Origin of the sequence: Haloarcula sediminis (assembly GCF_035656455.1) — an archaeon.
Lineage (GTDB): Archaea > Halobacteriota > Halobacteria > Halobacteriales > Haloarculaceae > Haloarcula > Haloarcula sediminis.
In genome coordinates this window covers 256,148-269,784 of record NZ_JAYMGA010000003.1, presented here as the reverse complement: position 1 = coordinate 269,784, position 13,637 = coordinate 256,148, and the positions used below count along the sequence as shown (strand labels likewise).

General features: G+C 69.9%; 10 protein-coding genes. 7 read left to right on the top strand and 3 right to left on the bottom strand.

Features of this window, described 5'->3' with window-relative positions; translation table 11 throughout:
* Nucleotides 1-40: 40 nt before the first annotated feature.
* On the bottom strand, nt 41-1,378 hold the full coding sequence (gene thiD / locus VJ162_RS07990; protein WP_324663565.1) for a bifunctional hydroxymethylpyrimidine kinase/phosphomethylpyrimidine kinase: 1,338 nt from the start codon (nt 1,376-1,378) through the stop codon (nt 41-43).
* A 165-nt stretch (nt 1,379-1,543) separates the two neighbouring features.
* Here thiD and VJ162_RS07985 point away from each other — a divergent pair, with 165 nt between their 5' ends.
* Nucleotides 1,544-1,708, top strand: coding sequence for a DUF7331 family protein (locus VJ162_RS07985; protein ID WP_262175070.1), 165 nt, complete (start codon nt 1,544-1,546; stop codon nt 1,706-1,708).
* Between the two features lie 103 nt (nt 1,709-1,811).
* Here VJ162_RS07985 and VJ162_RS07980 read toward each other — a convergent pair whose 3' ends face one another.
* Nucleotides 1,812-3,875, bottom strand: a complete 2,064-nt coding sequence (locus VJ162_RS07980; RefSeq protein WP_324663561.1) for a M61 metallopeptidase family protein — start codon at nt 3,873-3,875, stop codon at nt 1,812-1,814.
* Between the two features lie 126 nt (nt 3,876-4,001).
* Between VJ162_RS07980 and mutS the strand changes: the two genes are divergently transcribed.
* Nucleotides 4,002-6,671 (top strand): DNA mismatch repair protein MutS, encoded by a 2,670-nt coding sequence (mutS, locus tag VJ162_RS07975; RefSeq protein WP_324663559.1) that lies wholly within the window; start codon nt 4,002-4,004, stop codon nt 6,669-6,671.
* 97 nt (nt 6,672-6,768) lie between these two features.
* Here the strand turns inward: mutS and VJ162_RS07970 are convergent, their stop codons facing one another.
* The gene (locus VJ162_RS07970; RefSeq protein ID WP_324663557.1) at nt 6,769-7,263 is read right to left on the bottom strand and encodes a hypothetical protein; all 495 of its coding nucleotides are present in this window, start codon (nt 7,261-7,263) and stop codon (nt 6,769-6,771) included.
* Between the two features lie 117 nt (nt 7,264-7,380).
* Here VJ162_RS07970 and VJ162_RS07965 point away from each other — a divergent pair, with 117 nt between their 5' ends.
* The 5 genes from VJ162_RS07965 (at nt 7,381) to VJ162_RS07945 (ending at nt 13,613) form a co-directional block, all read left to right on the top strand.
* Nucleotides 7,381-7,923, top strand: a complete 543-nt coding sequence (locus VJ162_RS07965) for a ribbon-helix-helix protein, CopG family (protein WP_324663555.1) — start codon at nt 7,381-7,383, stop codon at nt 7,921-7,923.
* A gap of 137 nt (nt 7,924-8,060) precedes the next feature.
* Nucleotides 8,061-9,269, top strand: a complete 1,209-nt coding sequence (locus tag VJ162_RS07960; RefSeq protein ID WP_324663553.1) for an Nramp family divalent metal transporter — start codon at nt 8,061-8,063, stop codon at nt 9,267-9,269.
* Nucleotides 9,269-11,272, top strand: coding sequence for a hydantoinase/oxoprolinase family protein (locus tag VJ162_RS07955; protein ID WP_324663552.1), 2,004 nt, complete (start codon nt 9,269-9,271; stop codon nt 11,270-11,272). The genes VJ162_RS07960 and VJ162_RS07955 overlap by 1 nt, the downstream gene beginning before the upstream one ends.
* Nucleotides 11,269-12,900 (top strand): hydantoinase B/oxoprolinase family protein, encoded by a 1,632-nt coding sequence (locus tag VJ162_RS07950; RefSeq protein WP_324663550.1) that lies wholly within the window; start codon nt 11,269-11,271, stop codon nt 12,898-12,900. The genes VJ162_RS07955 and VJ162_RS07950 overlap by 4 nt, the downstream gene beginning before the upstream one ends.
* Complete coding sequence (locus tag VJ162_RS07945; RefSeq protein WP_324663549.1) at nt 12,897-13,613, top strand: maleate cis-trans isomerase family protein; 717 nt, start codon at nt 12,897-12,899, stop codon at nt 13,611-13,613. The genes VJ162_RS07950 and VJ162_RS07945 overlap by 4 nt, the downstream gene beginning before the upstream one ends.
* Nucleotides 13,614-13,637 lie beyond the last annotated feature (24 nt).

The window sequence follows — 13,637 nt, the reverse complement described above, 5'->3', positions numbered from 1 at the left end:
CCCGTCCCCCGAGCCAGCCATCAACCGGCGGGGACTCGACTTATCCGACCGCGTCCAGTATCTTTTCGACTCGTTCTGTCACCGTGGCCGCGCCGTCGGCGAGCACCAGCACCCGCCCCTCGACGCCGACCGCGCCGGGGTCGACGACGGCGACCGGCGAGCCGTCGACGCCCGCAAACGCCGCCTCTATCCGCCCCTCGGGCGCGGTGCCCGCCTCGCGCTCGCCGTCGGCCACCGACGCGACGGGGCCGTCGAGCCCGTCGAGCGCGGTCTCGTCGTCGGGCAGTCGGCAGGTGACCGCGAACCGGCGCGTCGGGTCGCGTTCCCGCACCGCAAGCAGGCTCCGGGCCAGGTCGGGTTCGGCGCCAAAGCGGACGCCATGGTTCGGCCGCGGGCCGGCCATCGTCAGCGTGATGCGCCCGTCGACCGCGGCGACCTCGTCGGGCCGCTCGGCGTGGGGGGTCGCGCCCGCGACGGCCATCCCCGACTCGGGGACCAGCGGGGCCAGTTTGTTCCCGGTCAGAGCCGCGACGACGCTCTCTACGGCCTCGGCTGTCGGCTCGCGGGCGGCGTCGTCCCGGAGTGTGACCGCGTGGTGGACCGCGCCGGGCCCCTCGCCCACGTCTATGTTGTACCGGACCGCCCGCCCGAGGAGGTCGATGCCGCCGGCGACCGCCGTCTCCAGCCCGTCGCCGTGGGCCAGTCGGGTCGCGATGGCCGACGAGAGCGTACAGCCCGAGCCGTGGGTCGCGTCGGTGTCGACCCGGTCGTGGCGGAACTCGGTCGTCGCGTCGTCGGTCACCAGCACGTCCACGACCGCGCCACCGGGGACGTGGCCGCCCTTGACCAGCGCGGCGTCGGCACCCATCTCCACGAGGTCCCGTCCCGCCGCGGCCGCGTCGTCAGGGTCAGCGATATCTCGCCCGGTCAGGACCTCGGCCTCGTCGGCGTTTGGCGTCACGAGCGCCGACGCCGCGACCAGCGTCTCGTAGGCGTCCTCGGCCTCGGCGGCAAGCAGCCGGTCGCCCGACGCCGCGACCATCACCGGGTCGACGACCAGATTCGGGAGGTCGGCCGCCCGCTCTACCACGAGGTCGATGACCTCGCCCGTCGCGAGCATCCCGGTCTTGACCGCGCTCACATCGAAATCATCCAGCACGGCGCCTATCTGGGCCGCGATGTCGTCGGTCGGAAGGAGGTGGCTCCCCCGGACGCCCGCGGTGTTCTGTGCAGTGACGCTCGTAATGGCGCTGGTACCGAAGGCCCCGCCGGCCTCGATGGTCTTCAGGTCGGCCTGGATACCGGCCCCGCCGCCCGAGTCGCTCCCCGCGATAGTGAGCACGACCGGCGGCGTCACCGGCGACTCTGTCCGTTGCATAGCCGGTGTCTCGGCCGGGGCCCCCAAAGTGGTGCCGACTCCCCCCGTTGCCGCTGGACCGGCTGTGACCGCGGCTGGGCCGCCCTGTCCTAGTATGATAATAACACTCTATATGGAGTCCGGAAAAGGCTTATATGGTAGAACCTCCCATGCAACACCTGCACAATGGCATCGGCCCCCAGTAACACCCAGCAGGCAGACGAGCAGTACGGCGCTTTCACGACCGGCGACGGCGACGTCGTCGTCTACGACACGGACAACCCCGAGGCGTGGCTCCAGTCGGACTACGCCGTCGAAGTAGGCCCCGCCTCCGAGCGGACAAGCGCATAATTCTTCGCCCGTCGTTCGCGCGACGGCGAACGGCTCGTTCTGTCGTACACCAGTTTATCAACGGCCGCCTCGCGTAGTGAGGACTGTACGGCCGTCCCGACTTTTATCTTCGCCGCGCCAGCAACGCCAGCGCGGCCGCCAGCACGGCGACGGGAGCGGTAAAGCCCGGCCCGCTCCCCCCGCTCGTTCCCGCCGGTCCGTCGGTCGGTGTGGCGACCGTCACCGTCACCGGCGTCGCCGACCCCGCGCCGAGCCGTGCCGTCCCGGCGGTCGGCAACTCGATGTCGGCCGACAGTTCGGTCGTCGCCCCCGGCGACAGGGTGACCGCCCGCTCGGCGACCGGCTCGCCGTCCCGCGTGAACGTGACAGTGCCGTTCGCTGGCACCGCCGCGTCGTTTCGCACCGTCGCCGTGACCCGGACGCTCTCGCCCGCCCGGACCCGTTCGCTGTCCACGCTGACCTCGCTGACGGTCGGCTCGGCCGGCTCCTCGACGACGACCGTGGCCGTCTCCCCGCCCGCGCCCAGCGTGTACTCGCCGGGCCGGTCGAACGTGTACGAGAGCGGGACCGTCCGGTCGCTCTCCGCGTCTAGCTCGCCCGACGCCGACGCGACGGCGCGCCCGTCGACGGTCAGCGTGGCGTTGTACGCGCCCGTCTCGCCGCCGGTGTTCTCGACGACGGTGTCGACGGTCAGCCGCTCGCCGGTCGCCAGCCGGACCGGCGTCGACAGGGTGTCGTTCCGGTAGGGCCCGCTCGCCCGGTAGCCGTCCGCCCCGGACGGGAGCCCGTAGCGTATCTGTGCCGGCACCGGTCCGAACAGCCGCGAGTGGGTCCGCTGGTTCCACATCGAGAGCCGCTCGCTCGTCTCCGATAGCTCGGCGGCCGTCGACCGGGAGTCGGCCCCGCCGGCGGCCTCGACGGCGCCGAGGAACCCGGTCTGTGTCACCGGTTGCCCGCCCTCGTTCAGTTCGTGCACCACCTGCTGGAGCGTCGCGGACCGGTTTGTCCCCTCCCGAAGCGCCAGGTCGAGCCGCCCCGCCGCCAGCGCCCCCTTCACGTAGTTGGCGTTGGCCGTCCACGTCGACGGCGACGAGAGCACGACGCCGTCGTAAGTCGAGCGCTCGCCGCGGGCGAGCTCGCGTCTGAACGCCTCGAAGTCGATACGCCCCTGTTCGAGCGTCAGCTGGGCGGCGTAGTACTGGGCGGTCGCCTCGGTGAGCCACCGCGTCTCGCTGGTCGTCCGGAACGCCTGCCGCGTGTGGACGTATTCATGGAGCCAGACGTTGGCCGGCTCGCCCAACCGCTCGAAGTCCCGCACCCAGAACTCCGAATCGCCGGTCGCCAGCCCCCGGACCCCCCACTCGACCCGGTCGGTCGGCGCCGCGAAGCCGACGACCGTCTCGTCGCGGTTCCCGACTCGCAGGGTCCGTGAGGCGTTGGTCAGCGAGTCCAGAACGGCCTCGGGTGACTCGCTCAGCTCCGCCGCCTCGGGGACCACCAGCCGGAACGTCTGGCCGTTCTGTGTCCGCTCGACGGTCCGAACGTCGCCGAGGAAGACGATGCGGTCGCCCGCCGCGCCCGGGCCGTCCGTTCGCACTCGCCGGTCCACGCCCGGCTCGGGCTTGGTGTAACTGTAACTGCTGGATGTCCGGAACTGCCTGAGCAGCGCCCACTCGCCGGTATCGGCGAAGAGATACTGACCGGAAGCGGCCTCGGGACCGGTCTTGCTAGTCGTCTCGTTCGGGTTGAACCGGACGGTGATACTCGGCGTCGACGTCGACTCGTCCCAGTCGTAGGTCGTGTCGTTGACCCGGTCGAACCCGTTCGTGCTGGTGACGGTCCCGTCGTCGACGAGGTGCGTCCGCAGCGACCGAACCCGGTCGGGGAGCCGGTAGGTGAGCGTTACCCGCACCGACCCCGGCCGGTCGGGCGTCAGCGCGTAGCTGCTGGTCCGGACGATGTCGTCGTCGGTCTGTGTCGCGTTGGCGGCCCCGAGCGAGCGGTCTGTCGCCGGGGCATCCGACCCGGAGAGGGCTGTCTGTCCGGTCGGCTCGGCGGCCGACGCGGACGGGGTAGCCCCCCCGAAAGCGGCGGCACTCCCGGCCATCGACACGACGAGAAGCAGTGTGAGCGCTCCGATGACCCACCCGCGGTCCGTCCTGCGCATTACGCGCCGCTTACGGGTCGCGAGTAATATACTTGCTTGCCGAGGCGCCGCGGTGACGGGCGGGGTCGGGCCCCGAGTGCGCCCCGACCCGCAATCCTTACGCCGGGCAGACCCACACGGACGGGTATGACAGAGGCGACGGGCATCGTCGGCGAGTTCCTCGCGCTCAAGGAGGAGACCGACGCCGACGTTCTCGCGATGCAGTGTGGCGACTTCTACGAGTTCTTCGCCGACGACGCCGAGCTGGTGGCCGCCGAGCTGGACCTGAAAGTGAGCCAGAAGTCCTCCCACGGCTCGCAGTATCCGATGGCCGGCGTCCCGGTGGACGATTTGACCCCGTACGTCTCCGCGCTGGTCGAACGGGGGTATCGGGTGGCGGTGGCCGACCAGCACGAGACCGCGGACGGCCACGCCCGGGAGATAACCCGCGTGGTGACGCCGGGAACCCATCTGGCGACCGGCGACGACAGCGCCCAGCACCTCGCGGCGGTGGTCCGCCACGACGGCGGCCGGGGCGCCGACGGGGACACCTACGGCCTCGCGGTCGCCGACGTGACGACGGGCCGGTTCCAGGTCACCCAGCTGGACGACGCCGACGCGAGCGCGGCCCTGACCGAGCTGTACACGTTCTCCCCCGCGGAGGTGTTGCCGGGCCCCGACCTCCGGACCGACGACGAGTTCCTGGCGGCCCTGGACGAGCGCTCGGCGGCCGCCGTCTCACTGCACGCCACGGAGTCGTTCGAGCCGGGTCGGGCGCGCCACCGGGTGCGCGAGCAGTTCGGCGCCGAGACGCTGTCGAGCGTCGGCGTCGCGGACGACGACGCGGCCATCGCGGCCGCCGGCGCCGTCCTCGCCTACGTCGAGGAGACCGGCGTCGGGACGCTGGCCGCGGTCACTCGCTTGCGGGCCTACGGCGCCCGCGACCACGTCGCGCTGGACGCGACCACCCAGCGCAACCTCGAACTCACCGAGACGATGCAGGGCGACTCGGCGGGGTCGCTGTTTGCGACCGTCGACCACACCGTCACGGCCGCCGGCGGGCGCCTGCTGAAACGGTGGCTCCAGCGGCCCCGCCGCGAGCGGGGCGAACTCGTCCGCCGCCAGCGCGCCGTCGCGGCGCTGACCCGGGAGGCGATGGCCCGCGAGGCGATTCGGGAGACTCTCGGGGCGGCCTACGACCTCGAACGGCTCGCGGCGCGGGCGACCTCGGGCAGCGCCGACGCCCGTGACCTCCGTGCGATAGAGGACACGCTCGGCCTGCTCGCCGCGGTGGCCGACGCCGTCGCCGAGACCGAGCGCCTGGCCGACTCGCCACTCGCCGACGTGCTCGCGGGCGCCGACCGCGAGGCTGCCGCCGACCTCGCCGCCGAACTGGACGCCGCCCTGGTCGAGGACCCGCCCGGCACCGTCACACAGGGCGGGCTCTTCGCTCGGGGGTACGACGACAACCTCGACGCCGTCATCGAGGAACACGAGGCGGCCCTGGAGTGGCTGGAGACACTGCCCGACCGCGAGAAAGAGCGGACCGGTATCACGCACCTCTCGGTCGACCGCAACAAGACGGACGGCTACTACATCCAGGTCGGGAAAAGCGAGACGGACCAGGTTCCCGACGACTACGAGGAGATAAAGACGCTCAAAAACTCCAAACGCTACACCATCCCCGAACTCGACGAGCGCGAGCGGGACGTGCTCCGACTGGAGGAACGCCGGTACGAGATGGAACACGAGCTGTTCGAGCAGTTGCGCGAGCGGGTCGCCGGCCACGCGGCGCTGTTACAGGACGTGGGCCGGGCGCTGGCCGAGGTCGACACGCTGGCGTCGCTTTCGGTCCACGCCGTCGAGAACGACTGGACACGGCCCGAGCTGACCGACGACGGCGACCTCGACATCGAGGCCGGCCGCCACCCCGTCGTCGAGCAGACCACCGAGTTCGTCCCCAACGACCTCGAAATGCGGCCCGGGGAGCGGGACTTCCTCATCGTCACCGGGCCGAACATGAGCGGGAAGTCGACCTACATGCGCCAGGCCGCGCTCATCACGCTGCTGGCCCAGACCGGCAGTTTCGTCCCCGCGCGTGCGGCGACGGTCGGGCTCGTCGACGGTATCTACACCCGCGTCGGCGCGCTGGACGAACTCGCCCAGGGGCGGTCTACCTTCATGGTCGAGATGCAGGAGCTGTCGAACATCCTCCACTCGGCGACCGAGGACTCGCTCATCATCTTAGACGAGGTCGGCCGCGGGACCGCGACGTTTGACGGTATCTCTATCGCCTGGGCGGCCACGGAGTACATCGCGACCACCGTCCGCGCGAAGACGCTCTTTGCGACACACTACCACGAGCTCACCTCCCTGGGCGAGTCGCTCCCGACCGTCCAGAACGTCCACGTCGCGGCCGACGAGACCGACGGCGACGTGACGTTCATGCGCACCGTCAGGGACGGGCCGACGAACCGCTCCTACGGCGTCCACGTCGCCGACCTGGCCGGCGTTCCCGAGCCGGTCGTCGACCGCTCTCGGGAGGTGCTTGACCGGCTGCGCGAGGACAAGGCCATCGAGGTCAGGGGCGGAGAGAGCGACGGCGCGGACACGACCCAGGCCGTCTTCGACCTCTCGTCGGGGCAGTTCGACGACGGCACGACCGAGACCGACCCGGTCGCCACGGACGGCGCCACCGACCCGGCGACCGAGGACGTACTAGAGGAGCTACAGGACCTCGATGTCAACGAGACGCCGCCGGTGGAGCTGCTGGCGAAAGTCCAGGAGTGGCAAGCGCAACTGGACGAGGACTCCTAGGGACGGCCCGGCCGTCGCGAAGCGGGCGGCTCGGAACGCGTGGATCGGGACGAGTTTCCCGGCACTGGGCCGTCAGCGACGGGGTACGGAGTAGCCGCTAGTCGTCGGCCGCCGAAACCGTCTTCTGGACGCGGTCGTCGCCGGACACGGCGTCCGTCTCGGTGCTGACCACGTAGTAGCCCGCGAGGCTGGCTGCTGCCGACAGGGAGAGCGACTGTGCGGCCGCCGCGTCGCTGCCCGGGTGAACGTCGGCGTGGTGTGTGATACTGACGCCCTTGGCGAGCAGTTCCTCGTGAGAGAGCGAGGTGAGACGACGCTCCCGGCACGCCGCCGTGAGGATGCCGGACTCGGGACAGGTGGTCGTGACGACGTAGCCGTGGAAGACCTGCTCGTCGGTGATGACCGCTCTGACCGCGACCTCGTGTGTGCCCGTCTCGTCGACGGCGGTGAGTACTAGCTCCGGAAGCGACGGGAACTGATGGGTCACGTCGGGTAGCGTCGGGTACGTGATATCGAGGTCCCACTCGGCCGGGATGTTTCCGATTACGTCGAGGAGGATACGCTCGTTGGCGGTTGGTGTGTTGTCTGTCATAGGTACGCTGCGGCCTGCGGCGCTGTACTACCCACCCAGCGAGCAGCGAACCTAAGGATTTCGAAGTCGGGACTTGCCCCGCACATACTATAAGTCCCCCCGGCCGTGATGGGAAGTATGCCTGGCGACCGTGTCACTGTTTCTCTCGACGACGACGCAAAGAGCGCACTCGAAGGGCTGGCCGAACAGACCGACGACAGTCGAAGCGAACTGATTCGCGAGGCGATCACGTTCTACGCGGCCAACTTCGACTCCGCGAGGACGAGCGACAGCGACCACTTGCAGACCTACTACGAGATGCTCTCGACCGGCGAACACGTGCTCCTCGACGTGGACCTGCTGCACGTGTTCCTGAGCCAGATGGACGACCCCGACGACCGGGACGAGGAGTTTCTCGGGATGATAGACCAGGTCGCACAGTACCACGCCCAGGAGTACGTACAGCGGTTCGACTCGCTGGGGGACGTCCTCGACTGGCTCTCGCTGTGTGGGTTCCTGACCGTTCGTCGGGCCGAGGCGGGGAGTTACCACGTCGTCTTCCCGTCCGAATCGCTGCGGTGGCTCATGGTCAGGTTCATCCGCGGCAGCGTCACCGACCTCCCCTTTGACGTCACAATCGAGGAGAGCGTCTCGAAGGTGCGGTTTACGGAAACGAACTGACACCCTACTTCTTATCGACGCACATCTGTGTTGAAAATACTCCTCGCTCTCATACTCGTGATGTGATAGATGCACACACCTCTCAACAACCTTCTTGATGGAATCCTCTCTCCGTGTTACTGAATACCAACTAGACAATGTCTCTCATACAACGACTCAAAACTATCGGTCCGGGCGCCATGGTCGCGGCCGCCTTCATCGGCCCCGGAACGGTTACCACGGCGAGTGTCACCGGCGCGGAGTTTGGCTACGCGCTCCTCTGGACGATCGTGTTCTCGATCGTCGCGACCATCGTCCTCCAGGAGATGAGCGCGCGGCTCGGCCTCGTCTCCGGCGAGGGCCTGGGCGAGGCGCTGCGCGAGCGGTTCGACAACCAGATCGTCGAGTACGTGAGCATCTTCCTGGTCGTGGGCGCGATCGGCGTCGGGACCGCGGCCTACGAGGCCGGCAACATCCTCGGCGGGGCCGCCGGGCTCGCGACGATCACCGGCGTTAGCTCGACCGTCTGGGGGGCTATCATGGGGCTGGTTGCGGGCGTGTTGCTCTACACTGGCCGGTACAAACTGATAGAGCGGGCGCTCGTCGGTCTCGTCGCCGTGATGGCTATTTCCTTCGTCGCGTCGGCGGCCCTCATCGGGCCGGACTTCGGCGCGATAGCGATGGGCTTCGTTCCGGGCGTTCCCTCCGGCTCGCTGTATCTCATCACGGGGCTCATCGGGACGACCATCGTCGGCTACAACCTGTTCCTGCACGCGAGCAACGTCCAGGAACGGTGGGACGGACCGTCGGACATCGGCCACTCCCGGACCGACACGATACTCTCTATCGTCGTCGGCGGGGTGATCACTATCACGATCATGGTCACCGCGGCCGCCGCTTTCGAGCCGGGGACACAGATCAGCGACGTCGGGCAGATGGCCGAACAGCTCCGGCCGCTGGCGGGTCCCTACGCGGAGCTGTTCTTCAGCATCGGACTGTTCGCCGCCGGGTTCACGAGCGCGACGACGGCACCGCTCGCGGGCGCGTGGGCCACCACGGGCGCGTTGGGCTGGGACTCCGACATGAAGAGCACGCGGTTCCGGGCCGTCTGGGGGACAATCTTGAGCGTCGGCGTGCTCTCCGTGCTGCTGGGCGGGAGCCCCGTCGAGATCATCGTGTTCGCTCAGGTGGTCAACGGGATCCTGCTCCCCATCGTCGCTATCTTCCTGATCTACGCGATGAACCAGGAGGACCTCCTCGGCGAGTACACGAACGGGCCGATAGCGAACACTCTCGGGGCGATTGTGACGCTCATCGTCGTCTGGCTGGGCGTCCGAACGCTCCTGAGCGTCGCCGGGGTGCTATGATGGCCGGCCGACGAATCGGCGTCGACGTCGGCGGGACGTTCACCGACGTGTGTCTCTCGCTTGACGGCGAGCTCGTGACCGCGAAGGTCCCGAGCACCGACGACCAGAGCGAGGGCGTGATGGCCGGCATCGAGAAGGCCTGCGAGTCGGCCGGCATCGACCCCGAGAGCCTAGACGAGTTCTCCCACGCGATGACGGTGTCGGTCAACGCGCTTCTGGAGGAAGACGGCGCGAAGACGGCCCTCGTCGCCACTGAGGGCTTTGGCGACGTACTGGAGATCGGCCGGCAGGACCGGCCGTCGCTGTACGACCTCGGCGCGGAGAAGCCGACGCCGCTCGTCCCCAGACGCCACCGGTTCGAGGTCGACGAGCGGACGACGACCGACGGGGTCGAACAGCCAGTCGACGACGCGGCGGTGGAGGCGGTCGCCGACGAGATTCGCGAGGCGGATATCGAGGCCGTCGCCGTCTCGCTGCTGCACGCCTACGCCCACCCCGAGAACGAGGCCCGCGTCGCGGAGATACTGCGGGCGGAACTCGACGTCCCCGTGTCGGCCTCACACGAGGTCCTCGCCGAGTTCCGCGAGTACGAGCGGACCTCGACGACCGCCGTCGACGCGTACGTCCGGCCGGCGATAGACCGGTACGTAAGTCACCTGACCGAGCGCGCGCGGGACCGGGGCGTCCCACAGCCCCGCATCATGCAGGCAAACGGCGGCATCACCGACGCCGAGACGGTCAGGCAAAACGCCGTCTCGACCGTCCTCTCGGGCCCCGCCGCGGGGGTCGTGGGCGCGAGCGCGATGGCGGCCGACGACGGCAGCGACCTCTCGGGGCTCGTCACGTTCGACATGGGCGGGACCTCCAGCGACGTGAGCCTCGTCCGCGACGGCGACGCCGAGCGGACGACGACGGGCGTCATCAACGACCGGCCGATAAAGACGCCGATGGTCGACATCGAGACCGTCGGCGCCGGCGGCGGCTCCATCGCCTGGGTCGACGCCGGCGGCGCGCTCCGTATCGGGCCGCGCTCGGCCGGCGCCGAGCCGGGTCCCGCCTGCTACGGTAAGGGCGGGACGGAGCCGACGGTCACGGACGCGAACCTCGTCCTGGGGTATATCGGAGGCAGTACGAGCCTCGGCGGCGAGATGTCGCTGGACGAGGCGGCCGCTCACGACGCGCTGGCCGACCTGGCCGACGAGGCGGGGATGGACGGGCCGCTGGCGGCCGCCCGCGGGGTCTACCGGGTCGCGAACGCGAACATGACCCGGGCGATCCGCTCGGTGACCGTCGAGCGGGGCTATGACCCCCGGAAGTTCGGCCTCGTCGCCTTCGGCGGCGCCGGGCCGATGCACGCCATCTCCATCGCCGACGGCCTCGACATCGACCGGGTGATAATTCCCCGCGCCTCCGGCGTCCTCTCGGCGTACGGGCTGCTCGCGGCCGACGAGAAGCGCGACGCGGTCCGGACGTTCCAGCGCCCGCTGGACGACGTCGACCCCGACGCCGTCGACGCCGTCTACGAGGACCTGACCTCGGAACTGCTGGCGGAGGTCAGCGACCGGACGAACGCGACCGTGCGGTGCTCGGCGGACCTCAGATACGCCGGGCAGAGCTTCGAACTCACCGTGGACGTCGACCGCCCGTTCGACGCCGAGGAGGCGAGCCGCCGGTTCGGCGACGCACACGACTCCGCCTACGGCTACCGGGCCGACGAGCCGGTCGAACTGGTCAACTGCCGCGTGACGACGACGGTCTCCCGGAGCGAGCCCTCGCTGGACTACGCCGGCGGCGGGGACGCGCGGAAGGGGACCCGCGAGGCGGCGTTTGCCGACGGCGTCCACGAGACGCCGGTCTACGGGCGCGAGCGATTAGCGCCCGGCGAGACGGTCGACGGGCCGGCCATCGTCGAGGGCGACGAGAGCACCATCGTCGTCCCGCCGACGTGGCAGGTACAGGTGCGCGAGGACGGTGCGCTGCTGGCGGAGGGGGGAGACACATGAGCGACGAACACAGCGCTGACAGCGGCGAATCGACGACGGATATCGACCCGGTGACCCTGGAGATACTCCGAAACCAGCTTGAGAGCGTCGCCACGGAGATGGGCCACGTGCTCATCCGGGGCGCGTACTCCCCGAACATCAAGGAGCGACAGGACTGCTCGACCGCGCTCTTTGACGCGTCAGGCCGGATGGTCGCACAGGCCGAACACATCCCGGTCCATCTGGGCGCGATGCCCGACGCGGTCGAGACCGTCCTCGAAAAGGACCCCCAGCCGGGCGACGTCTTCATCGTCAACGACCCCTTCGCCGGCGGGACCCACCTCCCCGATATCACGCTGGTCTCGACGATTGCCCCCCGCGACGAGGTCATCGGCTTTGCGGTCTCGCGGGCCCACCACGCCGACGTCGGCGGCAGCGCGCCCGGCAGTATGCCCCCGGGCTCCCGGGAGGTCTACGAGGAGGGGCTCCGACTGCCGGCGGTCCGGCTCGTCGACGGCGGCGAGCCCAACGCGGCGGTCCACGACCTCATCCGCGCCAACGTCCGGACGCCGGACGAGCGGGCGGCGGACCTGCGGGCCCAGCGGGCCGCCAACGACCGGGCGGAGGAACGCATCGGCGAGCTTCTGGACGAACACGGGGAGACGCTGCTGGACGCGTTCGACGCCGTCATCGAGTACTCCCGGGACCGCGTCGAGGCCGAACTCGCCGAGCTTCCCGACGGCCGGTACCGGGCGAGTGACGTACTCGAAGGGGACGGCGTGACCGACGCGGACATCCCGATACAGGTCGCCGTCACCGTCGACGGCGCGTCGATAGACGTCGACTTCGCCGGGACGGCCGACCAGGTGGCGGGTAACCTGAACGCGCCGCTGTCGGTGGCCAAGAGCGCGGTCTACTTCGTCGTCCGCGCGGTCACCGACCCCGAGATTCCGCCCAACCACGGCTGCTACGAGCCGGTCTCCGTGTCGGCACCGGACGGCTCCGTCCTCAACCCGAACCCCCCGGCAGCGGTCGTCGGCGGCAACGTCGAGACGAGCCAGCGGGTCACGGATGTCACGCTGGCGGCGCTGGCCGAGGCGGTCCCGGAGACGGTCCCCGCCGGCGGCCAGGGGACGATGAACAACCTCATCATCGGTGACCGGAGCGGGGAGTTCACCTACTACGAGACCATCGGCGGCGGTTTCGGCGGCCGTCCGACCAAAGACGGGATGGACGGCGTCCAGGTCGGGATGACGAACACGCTCAACACGCCCGTCGAGTCGATGGAGACCGAGTACCCGCTCCGCGTCGAGCGGTACGCGCTCCGCCCGGCAAGCGGCGGCGACGGCCGGCATCGGGGCGGGCTCGGCCTCGAACGGACCGTGACTGTCGAGACCGACGCGACCGTCTCGCTGCTGACCGAGCGCCGGCGGACCGCCCCCGCCGGCGTGAACGGCGGCGAGGACGGCGCGACCGGTGAGAACCGCATCGACGGCGAGGCGGTCCCCGCGAAGGCGTCGCTCGACGTCGAGGCGGGCACGACCGTCTCGATTCTGACGCCGGGTGGCGGCGGGCACGGCGACCCCGACGACCGCGACCCGGACGCCAGAGAGCGCGACCGCCGCGACGGGAAGGTGGACGGCTCGTGAGCCGCGTCGGCATCGTCGTCCCCTCCTCGAACACGACTGCCGAACCGGAGTTCCGACATGCGCTCCCCGAGACGTGTACCGTCCACGCGGCGCGGATGCCCCTCGAAGACGTGACGGCGACGGAACTCGACGCGATGGCCGACGACGCCGACCGGGCGGCCTCGCTGCTCTCGGACGCGTCGGTCGACGGCGTCGCCTACGCCTGTACCACCGGCAGCCTGCTGCACGGCTCCGGGTTCGACGCACAACTGGAGTCTCGGCTGTCCGAGGCCGCCGCCGCCCCGGCGGTCGCGACCGCGCTTTCGGTCGTCCGCGCGCTCGACGCGCTGAACGTGGACCGGGTCGCCGTCGCGACGCCGTACGCCGCGGAGCTAAACGAGCTGGAACGGGAGTACCTGACCGGGAACGGCTTCGAGGTCGTCTCCCTCGACGGGCGCGACATCGTCGAGAACACCGCTATCGGGAAACTGAGCCCGTCGGACGCAAAGCAGCAGGGCCGCGACGTGCTCTCTGACGCGCCGGACGCGGACGCGCTGTTTCTCTCGTGTACGAACTACTGGTCGGTGTCGGCGCTGGCGTCGCTGGAAGCGGCCTTCGACGTGCCCGCCGTTTCGAGCAACGCGGCGACGATCTGGGACCTGTGTGGTCGGCTCGGCGTCCAGCCGGACCTCGATATCCGGCTGGCGGACAGGGAACCGGTCGACGACGCCTGAGCGCCTGTCGCACGCCCGGTCTAT